Origin of the sequence: Bariatricus sp. TF06-38A, from assembly GCF_027690675.1 — a bacterium.
Taxonomy (GTDB): Bacteria; Bacillota; Clostridia; order Lachnospirales; family Lachnospiraceae; genus Allocoprococcus; species Allocoprococcus comes.
Window position 1 is genome coordinate 32,044 of record NZ_JAQFCE010000004.1, and the last position, 19,253, is coordinate 51,296.

At 43.7% G+C, this 19,253-nt stretch carries 20 protein-coding genes and 4 tRNA genes; 19 read left to right on the forward strand and 5 right to left on the reverse strand.

From position 1 onward, the window contains the following. Positions 1-193: 193 nt before the first annotated feature. Entirely contained in the window at positions 194-1,123 is a 930-nt protein-coding gene (gene arcC, locus PG418_RS05270) for a carbamate kinase (RefSeq protein WP_117557150.1), read from the reverse strand. A gap of 278 nt (positions 1,124-1,401) precedes the next feature. On the opposite strand from arcC, the gene PG418_RS05275 reads away from it, so the two are divergent. From PG418_RS05275 to PG418_RS05315, 9 genes are all read left to right on the forward strand, one after another. Further along, the gene (locus PG418_RS05275) at positions 1,402-1,659 is read left to right on the forward strand and encodes a PRC-barrel domain-containing protein (protein ID WP_055156107.1); all 258 of its coding nucleotides are present in this window, start codon (positions 1,402-1,404) and stop codon (positions 1,657-1,659) included. Positions 1,660-1,740: 81 nt separating this feature from the next. Continuing rightward, positions 1,741-2,436, forward strand: a complete 696-nt coding sequence (locus PG418_RS05280) for an NUDIX domain-containing protein (RefSeq protein WP_055262166.1) — start codon at positions 1,741-1,743, stop codon at positions 2,434-2,436. A 118-nt stretch (positions 2,437-2,554) separates the two neighbouring features. Then, a complete protein-coding gene (gene nrdR / locus PG418_RS05285) occupies positions 2,555-3,004 on the forward strand; it encodes a transcriptional regulator NrdR (RefSeq protein WP_055262168.1) in 450 nt (149 codons plus the stop codon). A gap of 14 nt (positions 3,005-3,018) precedes the next feature. After that, positions 3,019-4,218, forward strand: a complete 1,200-nt coding sequence (coaBC, locus tag PG418_RS05290; protein WP_055262145.1) for a bifunctional phosphopantothenoylcysteine decarboxylase/phosphopantothenate--cysteine ligase CoaBC — start codon at positions 3,019-3,021, stop codon at positions 4,216-4,218. A gap of 55 nt (positions 4,219-4,273) precedes the next feature. Beyond that, positions 4,274-4,939: an ECF transporter S component gene (locus PG418_RS05295; protein WP_498837169.1), complete on the forward strand. Its 666-nt coding sequence runs from the start codon at positions 4,274-4,276 to the stop codon at positions 4,937-4,939. A gap of 3 nt (positions 4,940-4,942) precedes the next feature. Then, positions 4,943-5,707: a type III pantothenate kinase gene (locus tag PG418_RS05300; RefSeq protein WP_008371460.1), complete on the forward strand. Its 765-nt coding sequence runs from the start codon at positions 4,943-4,945 to the stop codon at positions 5,705-5,707. Between the two features lie 54 nt (positions 5,708-5,761). Then, the gene (truA, locus tag PG418_RS05305; protein ID WP_498837170.1) at positions 5,762-6,541 is read left to right on the forward strand and encodes a tRNA pseudouridine(38-40) synthase TruA; all 780 of its coding nucleotides are present in this window, start codon (positions 5,762-5,764) and stop codon (positions 6,539-6,541) included. Positions 6,542-6,570: 29 nt separating this feature from the next. Further along, complete coding sequence (locus PG418_RS05310; protein WP_055247736.1) at positions 6,571-7,323, forward strand: exodeoxyribonuclease III; 753 nt, start codon at positions 6,571-6,573, stop codon at positions 7,321-7,323. Between the two features lie 205 nt (positions 7,324-7,528). Continuing rightward, entirely contained in the window at positions 7,529-8,284 is a 756-nt protein-coding gene (locus tag PG418_RS05315; RefSeq protein ID WP_498837171.1) for a hypothetical protein, read from the forward strand. 3 nt (positions 8,285-8,287) lie between these two features. Here the strand turns inward: PG418_RS05315 and ymfI are convergent, their stop codons facing one another. After that, positions 8,288-9,022, reverse strand: coding sequence for an elongation factor P 5-aminopentanone reductase (gene ymfI / locus PG418_RS05320; protein WP_008371467.1), 735 nt, complete (start codon positions 9,020-9,022; stop codon positions 8,288-8,290). Positions 9,023-9,178: 156 nt separating this feature from the next. Here ymfI and PG418_RS05325 point away from each other — a divergent pair, with 156 nt between their 5' ends. Both PG418_RS05325 and PG418_RS05330 read left to right on the forward strand, forming a co-directional pair. Next, entirely contained in the window at positions 9,179-9,715 is a 537-nt protein-coding gene (locus PG418_RS05325) for an HD domain-containing protein (RefSeq protein WP_008371469.1), read from the forward strand. A 29-nt stretch (positions 9,716-9,744) separates the two neighbouring features. Then, complete coding sequence (locus tag PG418_RS05330) at positions 9,745-10,746, forward strand: asparaginase (RefSeq protein WP_498837172.1); 1,002 nt, start codon at positions 9,745-9,747, stop codon at positions 10,744-10,746. A 77-nt stretch (positions 10,747-10,823) separates the two neighbouring features. On the opposite strand, the gene PG418_RS05335 is transcribed toward PG418_RS05330, so the two are convergent. Continuing rightward, complete coding sequence (locus PG418_RS05335; RefSeq protein ID WP_242854826.1) at positions 10,824-11,537, reverse strand: GTP pyrophosphokinase; 714 nt, start codon at positions 11,535-11,537, stop codon at positions 10,824-10,826. Positions 11,538-11,640: 103 nt separating this feature from the next. Next, the gene (locus PG418_RS05340) at positions 11,641-12,483 is read right to left on the reverse strand and encodes a YitT family protein (RefSeq protein ID WP_173692571.1); all 843 of its coding nucleotides are present in this window, start codon (positions 12,481-12,483) and stop codon (positions 11,641-11,643) included. Between the two features lie 218 nt (positions 12,484-12,701). Here PG418_RS05340 and eno point away from each other — a divergent pair, with 218 nt between their 5' ends. The 8 genes from eno (at position 12,702) to PG418_RS05380 (ending at position 18,402) form a co-directional block, all read left to right on the forward strand. Next, positions 12,702-14,009, forward strand: coding sequence for a phosphopyruvate hydratase (gene eno, locus PG418_RS05345; protein WP_055156048.1), 1,308 nt, complete (start codon positions 12,702-12,704; stop codon positions 14,007-14,009). Between the two features lie 153 nt (positions 14,010-14,162). After that, positions 14,163-14,606, forward strand: a complete 444-nt coding sequence (locus PG418_RS05350; protein ID WP_055156049.1) for a GNAT family N-acetyltransferase — start codon at positions 14,163-14,165, stop codon at positions 14,604-14,606. A 137-nt stretch (positions 14,607-14,743) separates the two neighbouring features. Further along, positions 14,744-14,814: transfer RNA gene (locus PG418_RS05355), tRNA-Gln, on the forward strand. A 53-nt stretch (positions 14,815-14,867) separates the two neighbouring features. Next, a tRNA-Pro gene (locus PG418_RS05360) sits at positions 14,868-14,941 on the forward strand. 65 nt (positions 14,942-15,006) lie between these two features. Beyond that, positions 15,007-15,077 (forward strand) — tRNA-Gln (locus tag PG418_RS05365). A 62-nt stretch (positions 15,078-15,139) separates the two neighbouring features. Further along, positions 15,140-15,213: transfer RNA gene (locus tag PG418_RS05370), tRNA-Pro, on the forward strand. Between the two features lie 212 nt (positions 15,214-15,425). Beyond that, positions 15,426-17,102 (forward strand): M3 family oligoendopeptidase, encoded by a 1,677-nt coding sequence (locus PG418_RS05375; protein WP_175306203.1) that lies wholly within the window; start codon positions 15,426-15,428, stop codon positions 17,100-17,102. A gap of 334 nt (positions 17,103-17,436) precedes the next feature. Continuing rightward, positions 17,437-18,402: a carbohydrate kinase family protein gene (locus PG418_RS05380; RefSeq protein ID WP_173686873.1), complete on the forward strand. Its 966-nt coding sequence runs from the start codon at positions 17,437-17,439 to the stop codon at positions 18,400-18,402. An 85-nt stretch (positions 18,403-18,487) separates the two neighbouring features. On the opposite strand, the gene PG418_RS05385 is transcribed toward PG418_RS05380, so the two are convergent. Beyond that, the gene (locus PG418_RS05385) at positions 18,488-19,051 is read right to left on the reverse strand and encodes a hypothetical protein (RefSeq protein ID WP_195367950.1); all 564 of its coding nucleotides are present in this window, start codon (positions 19,049-19,051) and stop codon (positions 18,488-18,490) included. Positions 19,052-19,253: the final 202 nt, after the last annotated feature.

Consider the following 19,253-nt stretch of genomic DNA (forward strand, 5'->3'; position numbering starts at 1 on the left):
AAATGCACCAGTAATTCGGATCTGGTTTCGTGCTACAAGCACGAAATCCAGAGGGCTGCTGAGTGGAATAATCATCAGGATTATTCCGCGAATCAGCCCGGTATCCAAATTACTGGTGCATTTTTTCTCTACGGACTCTTCACCATTTCTACCCACAGAAAACGGAGTCCTTTATGTCGTCCCTTTTGTACATTTATTCAATAACAGTTCCGGTTTTACCCTTCAGAGCATCTTTCAGAGTATCAAAAGAAGTAATCAGAGCACTTCTTCCCTCTTTCTTTTCTATGAATCCTACGGATGCCTGGAATTTTGGAAGCATGTTGTAGATTCCAAAGTGTCCTTCATCCATGTACTGTTTAGCCTGTTCTACGGAGATATTATCGAGTTCTTCTTCATCTTCTTTTCCGTGGTTTAAGCATACCTTTTCTACACTGGTCAGGATGATGAGTTCATCAGCATCAATCTGTTCAGCAAGCTTGCCGGCAGTAAGGTCTTTTTCGATGACTCCGCTGGCACCTTTGAGGTGATTGTTCTGCTGGAGTACCGGGATTCCGCCACCACCGCAGGCGATTACAATATGTCCTGCATCGGTAAGGGTGCGGATGGCATCAACTTCTACGATATCAACCGGGTTTGGAGAAGCAACGACACGGCGGAAGCCCTGACCAGGAACTTCTACTACATAATTGCCTTTTTTACGTTCAGCGGCAGCGTCTTCTGCGTTCATGATACGTCCGACAATCTTGGTTGGTGTATAGAATGCTTCGTCATATGGATCAACAGTTACCTGTGTGATAACGGTGCATACGCTGCGATAGATGCCGCGTCCGATCAGTTCTTCGCGAATCGCATTCTGCAGGTCGTATCCGATGTAACCCTGCGACATAGCAGAGCAGACTGACATCGGAGAAGCGGTATAATCCGGATGATTGGTGCTGAATTCGTTCATAGCAGTATGGATCATACCAACCTGAGGTCCATTACTGTGTGTGATTACTACCTGGTATCCTTCTTCAACAAGATCTGCAATGGAAACTGCAGTTTTTTTAACGGCAACCTTCTGCTCCGGAAGTGTGGTTCCGAGTGCGCGGTGTCCTAATGCAACAACAACTTTTTTCTTCATATTACATCCCTCTGTTTCTCAGAATTTGAATTGTCTGCGTATGAAAAACATATAACGCAGACAACAGCGATAAAAAATATATAAAAATTATAGTATTTTTTTATGGAAATTGCAATCATTAGTTGGCAAAAATGCACAGTATAAAAAGGAATTACTGGTGGGCAGAAGCTAAATGGCACAAGGACGGGGATTTTTAGAAAATATGCTGACAACAAGGGGAGATGTTCATATAATATAATAAGAAGTCCGATGGATGGTGCAGTATGAAAGAGGAACGGATTCGATTTTGCGGATTAAAAGAACGTGAGGTCATCAACATATGTGACTGCAAGCGGCTCGGGTTTGTTGCAGATCTGCAGATCAATATCTGTTCAGGGTGTGTGGAAGCATTGATCGTACCGGGACCGGGAAGAATCTGTGGATTTCTTGGGTATGATGCGGAGTATATTATTCCGTTTGAGTGTATTCGCAGGATTGGAGAGGATATTATTCTTGTGGAAATTAAAGAGGACAAATGTCTAAAGCCGTGTAAATAAGAATAGTAAAAGAGGAAGAAGAGTACAGACTGCTCAGTGAAATAAATGAGAACAAGTAAAAAGACAAAGGAGAGAAGAAAAATGACAGCATTTTTTAAAGAAATCGAGCCGTTCCGGGGAAACGGAAACGAAAATGAAAAGGGACAGACGCTGGAAGAATTTCTGGAAGAGTATGATCCTTATAAATATAAGAATCCTTGTGTGACAACCGATGCAGTTATATTCTCCTGCAAAAGAAAGGTAGTGGACGGAGAATGGAAAGTTCTGATGGTTAAAAGGCGGAATCATCCGAGCATTGGCTGGTGGGCGCTGCCGGGTGGGTTTATTGAACTTCATGAGAATCTGGAAGATACGGCAAGAAGAGAACTGACCGAGGAGACCGGCGTGGCGGATCTTCCGATGGAGCAGTTTGCAGTCTATGGGAATGTGGGCCGTGATCCAAGGGCACGGATTATCACGTCAGCGTATCTTTCGGTTGTGGATGAAGGACAGGTAAAGGTGCAGGCTGGTGACGATGCGGCGGATGCAAAGTGGATGCAGCTTCATTGTCAGACAGAATCGGTGAAGGAGGATGGAGATTGGAAGAGAACCATTTATCGACTGGCATTGGAAAATAAAGAAGCAGAGCTTACAATTTCGGCGATCGTTGAAAAAAAGGAAAGAAGTGGACTGGTAAGAGAGACTTATTATAAGGTAAAAGAATCGGAGCAGATTGCCTGTGACCATGCGGCGCTGATCGTACAGGCATGGAAGCTGGTGGAGAGCCGGCTTATATAGCCTTTTGATAAAGTGTGAATTTGTTGACAACCTTGTATACAGGATTTATACTATAGACATTAAAAATGTGCGTGATTCGGCAGTAGAATCAATCAAGAACCAGGCAGGAGGAAAAAAGATGAGGTGCCCATATTGTGGTAACATTGATACAAGAGTCATCGACTCAAGACCGGCAGATGACGGAACGACGATCAGAAGGAGAAGATCCTGTGATGCGTGCAACAAGCGTTTTACAACCTATGAGAAGGTGGAGACCATACCGCTGATCGTGATCAAGAAGGACAACAACCGGGAGCAGTATGACCGTACTAAGCTGGAAGGCGGAGTACTCCGGGCGTGCTATAAACGTCCGGTATCGGCAGCAGATATTCAGGCAACGATCGACTCGATCGAGACAGCGATTTTCAGCCGGGAAGAGAAAGAAATTCCGAGCAGCCAGATCGGTGAGATTGTTATGGAAAGCCTGAAAAAGCTGGATCCGGTTGCTTATGTACGTTTTGCATCGGTATACAGGGAATTTAAAGACGTGAATACCTTCATGGATGAACTGAAGAAAATATTAGAATAAAAGGGGAAAGACAAATGGAACGGAAAAAGACAGTATTGCTCTGCGTGACCGGCGGTATTGCGGCGTACAAGATTGCAACACTGGCAAGTATGCTGGTAAAGACAGGATACGATGTGAAAGTTGTGATGACACAGAATGCAACGAATTTTATCAATCCGCTGGTATTTGAGACGCTGACACAGCATAAGTGCCTGATCGATACATTTGACCGCAATTTTGAGTACAGTGTGGAACATGTGACACTGGCAAAATGGGCAGATATTGTGATGATCGCACCGGCTACAGCGAATGTGATCGGCAAACTGGCACACGGGATTGCAGATGATATGCTGACTACGACTGTGATGGCATGTGCCGAATGTAAGAAGATCCTCGCACCGGCGATGAACACAAGAATGTATGAGAATCCGGTCGTACAGGATAATTTAAAACTTCTGGAGCATTATGGATATGAAGTGATCCAGCCGGCAAGCGGACATCTGGCATGCGGAGATAACGGAGCCGGGAAAATGCCGGAAGCGGAGACTTTGTATGAATATATTTACCGGGATACTGCTTATGAGAAAGATCTGACCGGAAAGAAAATTCTTGTCACAGCAGGACCGACAAGAGAAGCAATCGACCCGGTGCGCTACATTACGAATCACTCATCCGGTAAGATGGGATATGCTCTTGCACGCGTTGCTGCGGCAAGAGGAGCGGATGTTACGCTTGTCACCGGACCGACAGAGATCAAAAAGCCGATGTTTGTGAAGATCGTTCCGGTCACGACCGCAAAGGAAATGTTCGAGGCGGTAAAGGAAGAAGCGGCAGATGCAGACATTGTGTGTAAGGCAGCAGCGGTTGCAGATTACCGGCCAAAGCATATTGCGGATGAAAAGGTGAAAAAATCAGACAGCGAGATGAGTCTGGAGCTGGAAAAGACGGACGATATTCTGAAATATCTCGGAGAACACAGAAAAGACGGACAGTTTCTGTGCGGATTTTCAATGGAAACCGAGAATATGGTTGAAAATTCCAGAAAGAAGCTTGAAAAGAAGAAGCTGGATATGATCGCGGCAAATAATCTTAAAGTTGCCGGAGCAGGATTTCAGGGTGATACAAATCAGATGACACTGATCACGAAGGAAGATGAGACTGCACTTCCACTGATCAGCAAGGAAGAGACAGCAGCTTGTATTCTGGACAAGATTCTGGAGTGCATGAATAAATAAAAAGCCAAAATGTATTGTATCTCGTAAAGAGAATAGTAACAGGAGGAAAAGAAAAATGAATCAAGGCAATGAACGTACTACATCCATGTCCAAAACAAAGGGACTCGTACAGATGGCAATCTTTGCAGCACTTATTGTAGTGCTGGCATTCACTCCGTTTATCGGATATATCCCATTGGGATTTACAAGGGCGACGATCATCCATATCCCGGTGATCATGGGCTCTCTGATGCTCGGACCGAAGAAGGGCGCAGCGCTTGGAGGCGTGTTTGGCCTTACAAGTTTTATCAATAATACGATAAATCCGACATTGACATCATTCGTATTTACCCCATTTTACAGTCTGGGTGAATACAGTGGAGGGATCGGAAGTCTGATCATCTGTTTTGTGCCACGTATTTTGATCGGTGTAGTGCCGTTTTATGTTTACCGTCTGATCAAGAAGCTTTCAAAGAACAATGGAGTATCTTCTATTGGACTGGTTGCGGCAGGACTTTCCGGAGCACTGACCAATACGCTTCTTGTCATGAATCTTATTTTTGTATTTTTCAGAAATGATTATGCGGCAGCCAATGGTGTTACCGTAAAGGCGGTATATGGATTTATTCTGAGCATTATCGGAATCAATGGGATTCCGGAGGCGATTGTTGCAGCGGTGATCACACTGGTACTTGGAAAGACGCTGATGAAAAAAGGGGTACAGGAAAGATTAGGAGTGTAAAAAATGATACTTGCGATTGATATAGGAAATACAAATATTGTACTTGGATGTGTGGATGACAACAAAACCTATTTTATCGAAAGACTTTCCACGATCAAGACAAAGATGGAACTTGAATATGCGATTGATATCAAGATGGTTCTGGATATTCACGGAATCAAACCGGAGAAGCTGGAAGGAGCGATCATCAGCTCGGTAGTTCCGCAGATTACATATGTCGTAAAAGAGGCGGCAGAAAAGATTCTGAAAAAAGAGACACTGGTCATCGGACCTGGCGTGAAGAACGGACTCAATATCCTGATGGATAATCCGGCACAGCTCGGAAGTGATCTGGTGGCAAATGCAGTTGCCGGAATTGCAGAATACAAAGCTCCGATGATGATTTTCGATCTGGGAACGGCGACAACAGTCAGTGTGATCGATGAAAAGAAAAATTATATCGGAGGCATGATCTATCCGGGAGTGAATATTTCACTGAACGCCCTGACGGAAAATGCATCCCAGCTTCAGGGAATCGGTCTGGAAGCACCGAAGCGGATTGTCGGAAAGAATACGATCGAATGTATGAAGAGTGGTGTTCTCTATTCCAGTGCAGCGGCAATCGATGGAATTATTGACCGGATTGAGGAAGCAATTGGACAGCCGATGACTGCAATCGCAACAGGTGGACTTTCCAAGAAGATTGTTCCGTACTGCAAGAGAGAGGTCATACTGGATGACGATCTGCTTCTGAAAGGACTTCTGATCATTTACCGGAAAAACAGATAACAGAAAGGTGACAGGGACGAGGACTTATAAAGTTTTCGCCCCTTTTATAAAAGGATGAATACTTACCGGATAACAGTTGCCTATGATGGAACGGCGTATCGTGGATGGCAGAGACAGGAGAATACGGAACTTACTGTACAGGGAATTCTGGAACGGCGGATTTCAGAAATTGCAGGGAAAAAGACGGTGGTCAGTGGTTCAGGAAGAACGGATAGTGGTGTACATGCGTTAGGGCAGGAGTGTAGTCTGTATCTGGAACAAGAAATTGATATGGACAGTTTTAAGAAGCAGTTAAATGCACTTCTCCCGGAAGATATCAGAGTGCTGGATATCAGCAGAGAAAAACGGGATTTTCATGCAAGAAAGAGTGCGGTCGGGAAATGCTATGAGTATCAGATTGATCTGCGTGACAAGATGGAAGTATTTCATCGGAAATACCGGTTTCATTTTCCACATCCGGTCGATATCGCTGCGATGGAAAAAGCAGCAGAGTATCTGATGGGAACCCACGATTTTTCCGCCTTTACGGATTTGAAAGAGGACAAAGATACGGTACGGACGATTTATGCGGTCGGGATCGTGTATGAAAAGGATACACTTACGTTATCGTGGATCGGAGATGGATTTTTATATCATATGGTCCGGATACTTACCGGAACGCTTCTGGATGTGGGAATCGGGAAAATAAAAGCGGAAGAGATACTGGAGATTCTGAAAGCGAAAGACCGAAAGAAATCTGGTTTTCCGGCACCGGCGAAGGGTCTGTTTTTAGGCCGTGTTTTTTATACAGAAGCGGAGCTTAAAAAAGCGGTACAGAAGATCAGCGAAAAATAAAAACCAAAGAAATGGAGGAAAGAGAAGAGATGAAGTTTATTTCATGGAATGTAAATGGAATCCGTGCATGTGTGCAGAAAGGATTTATGGATTTTTTTAAAGATGCAGATGCGGATATTTTCTGTCTGCAGGAGACAAAGATGCAGGAAGGGCAGCTTGTACTTGATCTGCCGGAATATCACCAGTACTGGAACTCGGCTGTGAAAAAAGGATACTCAGGGACTGCAATTTTTACAAAGAAAGAGCCGTTATCGGTTACTTACGGACTTGGGATAGAAGAACATGATCAGGAAGGGCGCGTGATCACACTGGAATTTGAGGATTTTTATTTTATTACTGTGTATACACCGAACTCCCAGAGCGAACTGGCAAGACTTGACTACCGTATGACCTGGGAAGATGCGTTTCTTGCTTATCTTAAGAAGCTGGAAGAGACAAAACCGGTGATCTTCTGTGGAGATTTGAATGTGGCACACAAAGAAATTGATCTGAAGAATCCAAAGACCAACCGGAAGAATGCCGGATTTACAGATGAAGAGCGAGCAAAATTCTCAGCACTTCTGGATGCGGGATTCATTGATACTTACCGCTATTTCTATCCGGATAAAGAAGGAATTTACTCCTGGTGGTCCTACCGGTTTAAGGCAAGAGAAAAGAATGCAGGTTGGCGTATCGATTACTTCTGTACATCAAAAGCACTGGAAAGCAGGTTGGAAGATGCGAAGATTCTGACAAATGTATTTGGGTCTGACCACTGTCCGGTGGAATTGGATTTTAAGTAGGGGTGAGATCGATAAGCTGCGACATCAAATTGTAAAAAAATAAACTGATCAGATTCACTTTTGTGCGATGGAATCTGATCAGTTTATTTTTTTGAAATTTTTCGTTCAGGGATAGTGGATGATTCTGTTTGAGGGAATATATAAAATTCTGCCTGCATATAAATATACATGGGTAATTTAGCTTTTGGGATGAGGAGGGACATGTATGGAACGGATTGGAAGTATCTGGACGATGATAGTTCGGTATTTGCTGCTGGTGATGTTTGGTGGAGTGATTGTCTGGGCGTGCAATAGTGCAGGAATATCGGTTTACGCAGATGATGGGGAGACACCAGATGGAGCAGAGCTGATCCGGTTTGATTTTCACAAGTCGGTAAATCAGGAGGTTGGGATCCCGGCAGGAATACCAGGATTTTTCACTTATTTTTATGAAGGAAAAGAGTACCATTACGGATTCCGGTTTGACAGAAATGGGACAGGGCCAGAGACAGAAAAGTTTGGTACGGCATATGTCTGGGCACCTTATACGGTTATTTATTATGACGCTGCAGGTGGTGAGATCGAGAATTACGGTACGGCAACAGCAGGCGGAAGAAGGCTGTTTGCGACAAGGGGAAATGGTGAAGAGCTTGAAGCCGGGCAGAATAAAGGAAAGAACAAAAGAAAATTTGCGGCAGACTATACTGTGTATGGGCAGAGCCTTCGGTTAAGTGAAGGATGTATGCCAACGGCAGTGAAAGACGGATATCGATTTGAAGGATGGTATGCGTGGATTGATGCTGGAGTTGTGCAGGAAAAAGAACTGGCAGAGCTTGCAAAACAGGAGCAGTATGGGACACTTGAAGATGAGCTGAATGAGAAATATACGGAGCAGACAAAGCTTCTGGAAAACCGGGAATCCGAAAGATACCCGGCATCCAGTATTACACTTTACGCGAAGTGGGACAAGATCTGGGAGTAGGAGTTAGATATATCCTCCGTCCATACCCAGTATCTGCCCGGTAAGATAGGCAGGGGCATTTGCAAGCTGCCATGCGAGAAGCGCGACTTCTTCTGGTGTCCCGAAACGTCCGGCAGGGATTTCTTCTGCGAGGGCAGCTTTTTCTTCCGCATCCAGAAGATCGTTCATTACGGTATCGATGACACCACAGGCGATCGCATTGACCTGGATATTGCTTGGCGCAAGTTCCTTTGCAAGTGCGCGGGTAAGACCGTTCAGACCGGATTTGGTGGCAGAATAAGCAACTTCACAGGAAGCACCGACAGTTCCCCACATCGAAGAAATATTGATGATACGTCCCGCTTTCTGATGGATCATGTAGGGAAGTGCTGCGCGGCAGCAGTAAAATGCGGAAGAAAGATTAGTGGAAATCATTCGGTTCCATTCTTCAATGCTCATATCTGTCAGAAGTCCCATCCATGCGATTCCGGCATTGTTGATGAGTACGTCAAGACCGGAGCCGGACATTTCAATCTGGTCAAAGATACGTCCGACTTCGGATGGAACACCTACATCTCCTGGGAGGATTTCGCAGGAACCGGAGGTTTCCTTTGTGATAAAATCAGCAGTAGCCTGCAATTCACTGATGGATTTGCGGCAGTTTAAAAATACATGCCATCCCTCTTTTGCAAAGTGGATAGCGCAGGCTTTTCCGATTCCACGGGAAGCGCCGGTGACAAGAATCTGTTTTCTGTTCATTTATAAAAACTCCTTTTGCTATTTATAAGAATTACTTTACAGTTATTTTTTTCTACATAATCAGACAATATTATACACTGATTTTCTTGTGATTTAAAGACGCTGGTGTTATGATAAATATTGAAAAAATGTCATACAGATGCGAGGAGGAAAAACATGGTACAGAAAGCCATTGATTTTGCCACCAAGGTACATGAAGGTCAGTATCGGAAGGGGACCGACAGACCGTATATTGTACATCCGATGGAAGTAGGAAAGATAGTATCCACGATGACACAGGATGAGGAGATCATCAGTGCAGCAATCCTGCATGATACGATCGAGGACTGTGAGGGTGTGGATGCAAATGTGTTAAAAGAGATGTTTTCAGCAAGAGTTGCGGGAATCGTATCACAGGAAAGCGAAGATAAATCCAAGACCTGGATGGAAAGAAAAAGTGCAACCATAGAAAGGCTTAAGACAGCACCAATTGAGGTTCAGATGATCGGACTTGCGGACAAGCTGTCGAATATGCGGGATATTGATCGGGATTATCCTGTATGTGGAGAGGAATTGTGGAACAGATTCCGAATGAAAGACAAAGCAACGATCGGATGGTATTATAAAGGCGTCAGAGAAGCATTACGGGAAGCATTTGCAGAGACGGAAGCATTTGCAGAATACTGTAGTCTGATTGACAAAAATTTTGGATAATAATGAGGTAGAAGAGAGGAAAATCAAAGATGAAGAAGATTTTGATGTTAGGTACAGGTGGGACGATCGCATCCCGTCAGACAAAGGATGGACTGGCACCGGGACTGACACCGGAGGATATTTTATCTTATATTCCGGCTGTAAAAAATGTATGTGAGGTTCAGACAAAGCAGGTGTGTAATCTTGACAGCACGAATGTAACACCGGAACACTGGAAAATGATGGTAAAAGCAGTGGAAGACAATTATGCATATTATGATGGGTTTGTAATCTGCCACGGCACGGATACGCTTGCATATACAGCGGCGGCACTTTCTTATATGATACAGAATTCAGCCAAGCCGATTGTTGTTACAGGCGCGCAGAAGCCAATCAATATGGATGTGACAGATGCGAAGACAAATCTGCTGGACAGCTTTATTTATGCGGCGGATGATGATTCCCAGGGGGTCAACCTTGTATTTGACGGAAAGGTAATTGTCGGAACACGTGCAAAGAAAGAGCATGCAAAGAGTTACAATGCATTTTCGAGTATCAATTTTCCGTATCTTGCAGTTATTCAGGATGGTATCCTGGTCCGGTATATTCCGGAGATTCCGTGCCGCCATGCAGTTAAGTTTTATTATGATATGAAAGACAGTGTATATGTATTAAAGCTGATCCCGGGAATGAAGCCGGATATTCTGTCCTATCTGTTTGAACACTATGACTGTCTGGTAATTGAAAGCTTTGGCGTAGGTGGTATTCCGCAGACGCTTGTTCAGGAATTCTATCAGGAGATGAAAAAATGGTCAGGTAAGGGTAAATTTGTCGTGATGACAACACAGGTTGCCAATGAGGGAAGTAATATGACGGTCTATGAAGTCGGGAAAAAAGTGAAGCAGGATTTCAATATGATCGAAGCCTATGATATGACACTGGAAGCAGTGATCACAAAGCTGATGTGGCTGATGGGAAGAGAAGAACAGGATATGCAGAAAGCATTCTACACGCAGATCAATCACGATATCCTTTTTACAAAGAGAGGATAAAGCAGGTGCAAATAAAAGAGGAAGGGTTCCGGATGAATGGAACACCTTCCTCTTTTTGAATATTTAATTTTCTCCGGTTAGATTTTTTCAAAGTCGCCGATCATGTCTTTGATCTCTTCCATGTGGCAGTCAGTCTCGCTTACAGTTTGTGCACATTTCAAAAGTTCGGCTTCGATAGCCTCGATATCTTTGTCAGCACCGATTGTTTTTTTGTAACGAAGCTGATGATCTACACTTGCCCAGAAATCCATTCCGATCGTGCGGATCTGGATTTCGGCGCGCATTGGAAATTTTCCCTCTGTAAAGAAAACCGGAATCTCAACGATCATATGATAGCTTCGATAACCGTTTGACTTTGGTGCTTTTATGTAGTCTTTGATCTTAAGAACAGTAATGTCATCCTGTGAAGTGAGCAGGTTGGCAATTGTATAAATGTCACTGATAAACGGGCAGATCACCCGGATTCCGGCGACATCGTCCAAATTCTTGACGATACTATCCTCTGTAAATGGCAGATCACGTCTGCGCAGCTTTTCATAGATGCTGGCAGGACTTTTTACACGGGATTTGATAGATGAGATTGGATTGCGTTTGTTTACTGCAGAAAACTCATCATCCAGGACTTCAAGCTTTGTCTGGATCTCGCGGATCGCACAGCGATACTTCATCATCAGAACATCAAAGTTCTTATTATTATTGATAAAATCAGCCGGACTAATCGCATTTAGCCACTGTGATTCCAGTGCAGTCGGATGCTCAGAAGCCGGAATCAGTTTAAGTTGTGTCTCCATATGATTACTCCTCTTTATTCTGGTTGCTTATATTATTATAGCATATCTGGGGTAAGGTGCATAGCATACAGAGTACGGAAAATGTCTTAAAAATAACAATCTTTTAAATGCTATGGAATCCTTTTCCGATAATCTCGCTGGTGTTGGAAATCAGAATAAAGGAAGAAGGATCATTTTCCTTGATAAAGTTACGGAGTTTGATTGCCTGCTGACGGTTCAGCGCTGTAAAAATAATGTATTTCTGTTCACCGGTAAAGGCTCCGTGTGCTTCACAGATTGTGGCGCCTCGACCGAGTGAGTGGACGATATAATCGCAGATCGGTTCCGGATTACTGCAGACAACGTTGAAATATTTGGAAAGGTTCAGACTTTCAATAAAGCTGTCTACAAGGAAGGAACGGATGATCAGTCCGAAACAGGAATAAAGTCCTGTTTTTACGTCGAAGATAAAGAAACCTGCAACGGTGATCGCAATGTCGGAGCAAACCAGTGCACGTCCGATGTCAACACTTGTAAATTTCTTCAGGATCATGGCAATAATATCTGTACCGCCACTGGAAGATCCGATATTGAAGAGGATTGCAGAACCGAGTGCTGGGAGTGCAATCGCAAACATTACCTCAAGCATAGGCTGATTGGTAAATGGCTGGTTCATTGGAAAGATTCGTTCAAATAAAGAAAGCGCAACAGAAAGCAGGACACTGCAGTAGGCTGTCTTTGCAACGAATTTTTTACCGAGGATCACTGCGCCAAGAATCAGAAGTGACATGTTGGCAACGAATGAAAAGTCGGCAGCAGAAATAAGTCCGGTTTTGGCAATCAGTACGGCAAGACCGGTGATTCCGCCAAATGTGAAGTTGTTTGGAAACTTAAAAAAATAAGTTCCTACTGCGATCAGCAGAGTTGCTCCGCTCATTGCAATAAAATTTTCGATTTTTTCTCTCATTTTATATTCCCCGATTGATTCATAAAGTTTTAGAAAACGGATGAAATACTGAAAAAATATCACCCGATTTCCGTTGGTATTGTAACGCCGAAAATGTATGAAGTCAACCGTTTTAGAGCATTTTCGCAATGTATACGATGATACGAAAATACGGGGATTTTCGTGCATGATTCAGTGCCCGAAAGGACATACTAAAAGACAAAAAAGGAGGATGGATTATGGAACAATATATACCGGTTACAGATATTATTGCGCGGGAAATTCTGGACTCACGCGGAAACCCGACTGTAGAAGTAGAGGTACTTGCAGGGAGTCATTTTACAGGAAGGGCGATGGTTCCTTCCGGGGCATCGACAGGAAAATATGAAGCAATTGAGTTAAGAGACGGAAAACACCGCTATCAGGGACTTGGTGTCAGACGCGCCGTGGAGCATGTGAATGACCGGATCATCCGGGAAATTCTGGGAATGAACGTGCTGGAGCAGGCGAAGCTCGACCGGATGCTTCTGGAGCTTGACGGGACAGACAATAAGATCAATCTGGGAGCAAATGCAATGCTTGGAGTGTCTCTTGCAGCAGCAAGGGCAGCAGCAGATGCGCTGGAGATTCCGTTGTATCAGTATCTTGGCGGTGTAAATGCAAAGCAGATGCCGGTTCCGATGATGAATATCCTAAATGGGGGACGGCATGCGGATAATTCCATTGATCTCCAGGAATTTATGATCATGCCGGTCGGAGCAGTCTGCTTTGAAGAAGGACTTCAGATGTGCGCCGAGATCTATAAGATGCTTCGGGCAATTCTGGAAAAGTACGATTATCCGACCGCAGTCGGGGATGAAGGTGGATTTGCACCCAATCTGCCGGATGCGAAAGAAGCACTACACATGATCATGCGTGCGATTGAAAAGGCAGGTTATAAACCGAAAGAGCAGATTGTGATCGCACTGGATGCTGCGGCGAGTGAGCTGTATGATAAAGAGAGAAAAGAGTATGTATTTCCGGGAGAGGCGAAGATGCACGGACATCGTGTGGCGCGATCGACGGAAGAGATGATTGATTACTATGAGGAGCTTGCAGGAGAATTTCCAATTATTTCCATTGAAGATCCGCTTGATGAAGAAGACTGGGAAGGTTGGGAGCTTCTGACGACGAGACTGGGACTGGATATGCAGCTTGTCGGGGATGACTTGTTTGTGACGAATGTGAAACGGCTGAACGCCGGCATTTTAAAGGAAATCGCCAATGCAATTCTGATCAAGGTGAATCAGATCGGGACTCTGACGGAAGCCATCGATGCGATCCAGATGGCGCAGAAGGCTGGTTATCAGGCAATTGTATCCCACCGGTCAGGAGAGACAGAGGATCCGTTTATTGCAGACCTTGCGGTGGCATTTAACACGGGACAGATCAAAACCGGAGCACCGTGCAGATCAGAACGGATCGCGAAGTATAATCAGCTTTTGAGGATTGAGGAGAAGCTGGGAAATATTGCCAGATATGAGAATCCATTTGTACGATTTTCATAAGATTTCCGGAAAACCCAGCCTCCGGGCAGGAGGTATTGAAAATAAAAGCGGTGCATGATATTATGCAGAGTATAAGAATGGGAAAAGGGATCACTTTCTAAGCAAACAGGGAGTGACCTCTTTTCGTGAGGATAATAAAAGGAGAACTGGAAAATGATCAGAAAAATAAAAGCAGAAGACAAAGAAATCTACATAAAAATGGCGCATGATTTTTACCGGATGCCAGCAGTGGATCATCCGGTTCCGGATTCTTATCTGGAAAAGACATTTGAAGAATGTCTGAAAAGTGATACCTATGCGGAACTGTTTATCCTGGAATGGGAAGGCAAGATCGCAGGCTATGGACTGATCGCCAAGACCTTTTCGCAGGAAGCAGGCGGGATGGTGTACTGGCTGGAAGAACTCTATATATTAGAAGAGTATCGTTCCAAAGGACTTGGAAGTGAGTATTTCAGATATATGGAAGAGCACAAAGAAGAGGGTGTGACAAGATTCCGTCTGGAAGTGGAAAAGGAGAATGAAAGAGCCTGGAAGCTGTATAAGAGACAGGGCTATGACTGGCTGGAGTATGATCAGATGATAAAAGAATTTTGCTAGAAAAATGTCAGAAAAAAGAAGAAGAAGTACTTGAAATGACTTTCTTTAAAAAAATGTAAAAAAATGCTTGCATTTTCGTAAAGATTTGCTATAATAAGTTTGTTCGCTGTTGAGAACCAGAGCGAACAAACAGATGATGCGGATTGGTGTAATGGCAGCACAGCAGACTCTGACTCTGTTAGTAGAGGTTCGAGTCCTCTATCCGTAGTTCCTTAATTGAATAAGGACTCAGCCGGACAGTTAGTTGTCCGGTACGGTTATCGGAGTGTGGCTCAGTTTGGTAGAGCGCTACGTTCGGGACGTAGAGGTCGCAGGTTCAAATCCTGTCACTCCGATTTGGTTTTCTGAAAATTTATAATGTTTTGTTCATTTCGATGGACAGAGATTAACAGATGATTGATGCGGATTGGTGTAATGGCAGCACAGCAGACTCTGACTCTGTTAGTAGAGGTTCGAGTCCTCTATCCGTAGTTTTTAATTGAATAAGAATTTAAGTTGGATATTCCGTTTGGAATATCCAATATATTTATTATCGGAGTGTGGCTCAGTTTGGTAGAGCGCTACGTTCGGGACGTAGAGGTCGCAGGTTCAAATCCTGTCACTCCGATTTTTGTATGTCTGAAGATAAGAATCTCTTTTGATGCAGATGTGGATTGAAGAATCCGGCTGTGTCAGAAGAGATTTTTATTCTTTCGTAACATTGTACGAAAAGGTGATGGAATCACAGGATGAGTTGTGATAAAATCGGGATAGAGCTGCTTTTGGGGAAAAGAATATGATTCTGACAGGCAGAGGAAAAAGATTGGAAAGAAGGAAAAGATGATGGAAAAATTTTCAGAGATGAAATATGTACGTCCAGATGGGGAAGCGTATATCCGGACCATCCAGAAAGAAACAAAGAACTTTAACGAGGCTGCAGATTTTGAAGGCGCGCATCAGGCATTTGTCGCAATCCTGAATGCAAACAGCCACTTTAATACGACACGCGTCATGGCAAGTATCCGCAACAGCCAGGATACCAATGATGAATTCTATCGAAAAGAGATGGAATATATTTTCGAGATCGAGCCGCAGATTGATGTCGAAATGAAAAAGTTCTATGAGAGTTATCTGAAGTCTTCTTACAGAACAGAGCTTGAAAAAGAGTTTGGAGAAGTTTATTCCAGACAGGCAGAGAACAAAGTCCGGCTTACCGATCCGTGTAATGCCGATCTGCAGATCCAGGAGAACAAGCTGGTTCAGAAGTATTTCCAGGTTGCAGCGGCACCGGTTACAGATTTTCACGGAGAACAGCTTGGATTCTATGGTCTGTTAAAGATGATGGAGGATACCGACAGAAGCATCCGTAAAGAAGCATTTGAAAAGTGGGCAGAGTTGTATAAAGCGATTTCGGATGAACTGGATTCCCTTTATACGGAACTGATCGGAATCCGTCAGCAGATGGCAAAGAACCTTGGATTTAATGGATATGCCGAGATGATGTATCAGAAGATGGAAAGATTTGAATACACGCCGGAAGATGTAGCAATATTCCGTAAGCAGATCAGGGAGCATATCGTACCGCTTTGTCAGAAACTTTATGAGGAACAGAAAGAAAGACTCGGTATCGAAGAATTAAAATATTATGACGAAAGTCTTACCTATCCGGATGGAAATGCAGTTCCGGAAGGAACGGAAGAAGAACTTCTGGAAAAGGCGAGAACCATGTATCATGAACTTTCCAAAGAGACAGGAGAATTCTTTGATTTTATGATGGAATACTGTCTGTTTGATCTGGAAGGAAGGCAGGGAAAACAGCAGGGTGGCTACTGTGACTTTATGGAAGAATATAAGGCACCGTTCATTTTTGCAAACTTTAATGGAACCAATGCAGATGTCAATGTCCTTACCCACGAAGCAGGACATGCCTTTGAAGCATACACAGCGTCACGCAATATTCCGGTATTATCGCAGACATACAGTACCGCAGAGATCAATGAGATCCATTCAATGGCGATGGAATATTTCACACTGCCGTGGATGCATCTGTTCTTCGGAGAAAATGCAGAAAAACAGAAAAAAGCATACCTGTGGGATTCGCTGGAAGCAATGCCATACATGGCATGCGTAGATGAATTCCAGCACCGTGTATACGCTGAAAATCTGACCGATGCAATGGAAAGAAGAAAAGTATGGCACGAACTGGAAAAAATCTATCTCCCATGGAGAGATTATGATGGCAATGAATTCCTGGGACAGGGCGGATTCTGGATGCAGAAACAGCACCTATTCATGTGCCCGTTCTATTATATTGATTACGCCGTATCCCGTGTAGGAGCCCTCGAATACTACGGAAAAATGCAGGAAGACCTGGAAGGCGCATGGAAAGATTACTACGCCCTCTGCAGCCAGGGCGGAAGCAAAGGCTACCACGAACTCCTCAGAATCGGAAACTTAAGCGACCCATTCAAAGAAGGAACCATCTACAACGTTCTGAAAAAATTGAACCTGATTTAAGTGAAAGAAAACTGAAAAAACACGATATCGATTACATAATTTTATTGCATGTATTGGAGGGACAAGGTATAATTTGCTTATAAGAGTATGGGATCGAAGATTATTATCGATAACCTTGATGGACGAATTGCGCAAAAGAACTGTTTCAAATTCTAATTTTGTGCAATGGAGATGAAACTCAAAAATCGTGGAAGCCTCTGCTGAACACGATTTTCGTCCTAAGAGGTTTATCGGAATGGTTTGCACAACTGAATTTGAAACAGTTCTTTTGTGTAATTCGTCTTCACAGCCTATAACTTTGCATCCAAGAGGATTATAAAGAGAGGAATCGAATATGGAAAAGATCTATGACGTAACCGCCTTAGGCGAACTGCTAATTGATTTTACAGAAAATGGAACAAGTGAACAGGGCAATCCGCTTCTGGAAGCCAATCCGGGAGGCGCACCATGCAACGTACTCGCCATGCTTGAAAAGCTTGGGAAAAAGACCGCATTTATCGGAAAAGTCGGAAAAGATATGTTCGGAGAACAGCTGAAAACTGCAGTCGAAGAAGTTGGAATTGATACACGGAATCTGGTAATGGATGAAGAAGTACATACCACACTTGCGTTCGTACATACTTATCCGGACGGTGACAGAGATTTCTCTTTCTACCGGAATCCGGGAGCAGATATGATGCTGAAAAAAGAAGAAGTGGACGAAGATCTGATCCGCGGGGCAAAGATTTTCCATTTCGGAACACTTTCCTCTACCCATGAAGGCGTGCGAGAAGCAACCAGATATGCGATTGATGTGGCAAAAGAAGCAGGATGTATCGTAAGTTTTGACCCGAACCTCCGCCCGCCACTCTGGAAATCACTGGATGAGGCGAAAGCCGAGATCGAATACGGACTTTCCAAATGTGACATCCTGAAAATTTCAGATAATGAAGTGGAATTTTTGTTCGGAACTACGGATTATGATGAGGGAGCAAGACTGATCCGTGAAAAATATCAGATTCCGCTGGTACTCATTACCCTCGGAAAAGACGGAAGCCGTGCATATTATAAAGATCTCCGGGTAGAAGTTCCGGGCTTTGTCCAGGAGCATACGATCGAGACAACCGGCGCCGGAGATACGTTCTGTGCCAATTCCCTGAATTATATTCTGGAGCATGGAATGGAAGAGCTGACCGAAGAAAATTTAAAAGAGCTTCTCACATTTGCAAATGCGGCAGCATCCCTGATCACAACAAGAAAAGGGGCACTTCGGGTTATGCCGACCAGAGAAGAAATCAAGAACTTTATCCAGAATGTATAAAAAAGGAATCTGTTGTAAGACAGAAGAGAAGAACCTCTGCTTGACATCTTGTCCGGCAGAGGTTCTTATGTGCATGTTATAATATTTATTTTTTCTTATTCCAGACATGGATGCCTGCAAGGATTCCACCAATATACAGGATACTGATGAGTACCGTCGGATTCTCATGCAGACTGTATACTACAGCTACAATTGCAGCAAGGATCACTGTCAGCATAAAGGCATTCATAATCCGTTTTTCGCGGATGTTGCGTTCCTGCACCTGGAGCTCATGACGCTTTTCTTCAAGCTTCAGATACTCAAGAAGCTGGTCATCCGGAATTTTTTCCAGGATATATTTTTCACGCAGATAGTTCAGTTCTTTTGCTGTATGGAAAATGTGGTGGTGGAAACTTTTCTTTTCTCCGGTAAACGGATCTTTTTCGGAATCGTCAGAAGATTTGAAATCTTCCGATGAAAAATCCGTGTAAGTATTCTTTTTTCCCTCAGATGAAATGGTTTCTGCTTCAGGGGAATCTGGTTCCGGAGCTGGAGCTTCTTTGGGTGGTACATCAGTGGCTGTATGGATGTCTCCGGATTCGGAAACTGGTTCTGTAGAAAGCTTTGGATCAGAATCGGCAGATTCTGAGAAAGCTAAAATTTCAGACATATCTTAACCTCCTTCGATCATGAAAATGATCGATTTTCTTTTCTTATAGAATACCAGTTTCGTATAAAAATTTCAATCGACAGCGAGAAGGAAATGTCTGTTGAGGATTATAAGAAAATCTCATTTGGCTTTCGTCCGGATATTATTTTTATTGATTGCGCCTGTCGGACAGCCTGAAGACAGTTACGCTTGCAGATATGAT

Bases quoted from the DNA above. Each gene is read 5' to 3' on its own strand.
- arcC (WP_117557150.1), bottom strand. From the start codon at position 1,123: ATGAAGAAAAAAGTTGTTGTTGCATTAGGACACCGCGCACTCGGAACC.
- PG418_RS05280 (WP_055262166.1), top strand. From the start codon at position 1,741: ATGACAGCATTTTTTAAAGAAATCGAGCCGTTCCGGGGAAACGGAAAC.
- nrdR (WP_055262168.1), top strand. From the start codon at position 2,555: ATGAGGTGCCCATATTGTGGTAACATTGATACAAGAGTCATCGACTCA.
- coaBC (WP_055262145.1), top strand. From the start codon at position 3,019: ATGGAACGGAAAAAGACAGTATTGCTCTGCGTGACCGGCGGTATTGCG.
- PG418_RS05295 (WP_498837169.1), top strand. From the start codon at position 4,274: ATGAATCAAGGCAATGAACGTACTACATCCATGTCCAAAACAAAGGGA.
- PG418_RS05300 (WP_008371460.1), top strand. From the start codon at position 4,943: ATGATACTTGCGATTGATATAGGAAATACAAATATTGTACTTGGATGT.
- truA (WP_498837170.1), top strand. From the start codon at position 5,762: ATGAATACTTACCGGATAACAGTTGCCTATGATGGAACGGCGTATCGT.
- PG418_RS05310 (WP_055247736.1), top strand. From the start codon at position 6,571: ATGAAGTTTATTTCATGGAATGTAAATGGAATCCGTGCATGTGTGCAG.
- PG418_RS05315 (WP_498837171.1), top strand. From the start codon at position 7,529: ATGGAACGGATTGGAAGTATCTGGACGATGATAGTTCGGTATTTGCTG.
- ymfI (WP_008371467.1), bottom strand. From the start codon at position 9,022: ATGAACAGAAAACAGATTCTTGTCACCGGCGCTTCCCGTGGAATCGGA.
- PG418_RS05325 (WP_008371469.1), top strand. From the start codon at position 9,179: ATGGTACAGAAAGCCATTGATTTTGCCACCAAGGTACATGAAGGTCAG.
- PG418_RS05330 (WP_498837172.1), top strand. From the start codon at position 9,745: ATGAAGAAGATTTTGATGTTAGGTACAGGTGGGACGATCGCATCCCGT.
- PG418_RS05335 (WP_242854826.1), bottom strand. From the start codon at position 11,537: ATGGAGACACAACTTAAACTGATTCCGGCTTCTGAGCATCCGACTGCA.
- PG418_RS05340 (WP_173692571.1), bottom strand. From the start codon at position 12,483: ATGAGAGAAAAAATCGAAAATTTTATTGCAATGAGCGGAGCAACTCTG.
- eno (WP_055156048.1), top strand. From the start codon at position 12,702: ATGGAACAATATATACCGGTTACAGATATTATTGCGCGGGAAATTCTG.
- PG418_RS05350 (WP_055156049.1), top strand. From the start codon at position 14,163: ATGATCAGAAAAATAAAAGCAGAAGACAAAGAAATCTACATAAAAATG.
- PG418_RS05375 (WP_175306203.1), top strand. From the start codon at position 15,426: ATGATGGAAAAATTTTCAGAGATGAAATATGTACGTCCAGATGGGGAA.
- PG418_RS05380 (WP_173686873.1), top strand. From the start codon at position 17,437: ATGGAAAAGATCTATGACGTAACCGCCTTAGGCGAACTGCTAATTGAT.
- PG418_RS05385 (WP_195367950.1), bottom strand. From the start codon at position 19,051: ATGTCTGAAATTTTAGCTTTCTCAGAATCTGCCGATTCTGATCCAAAG.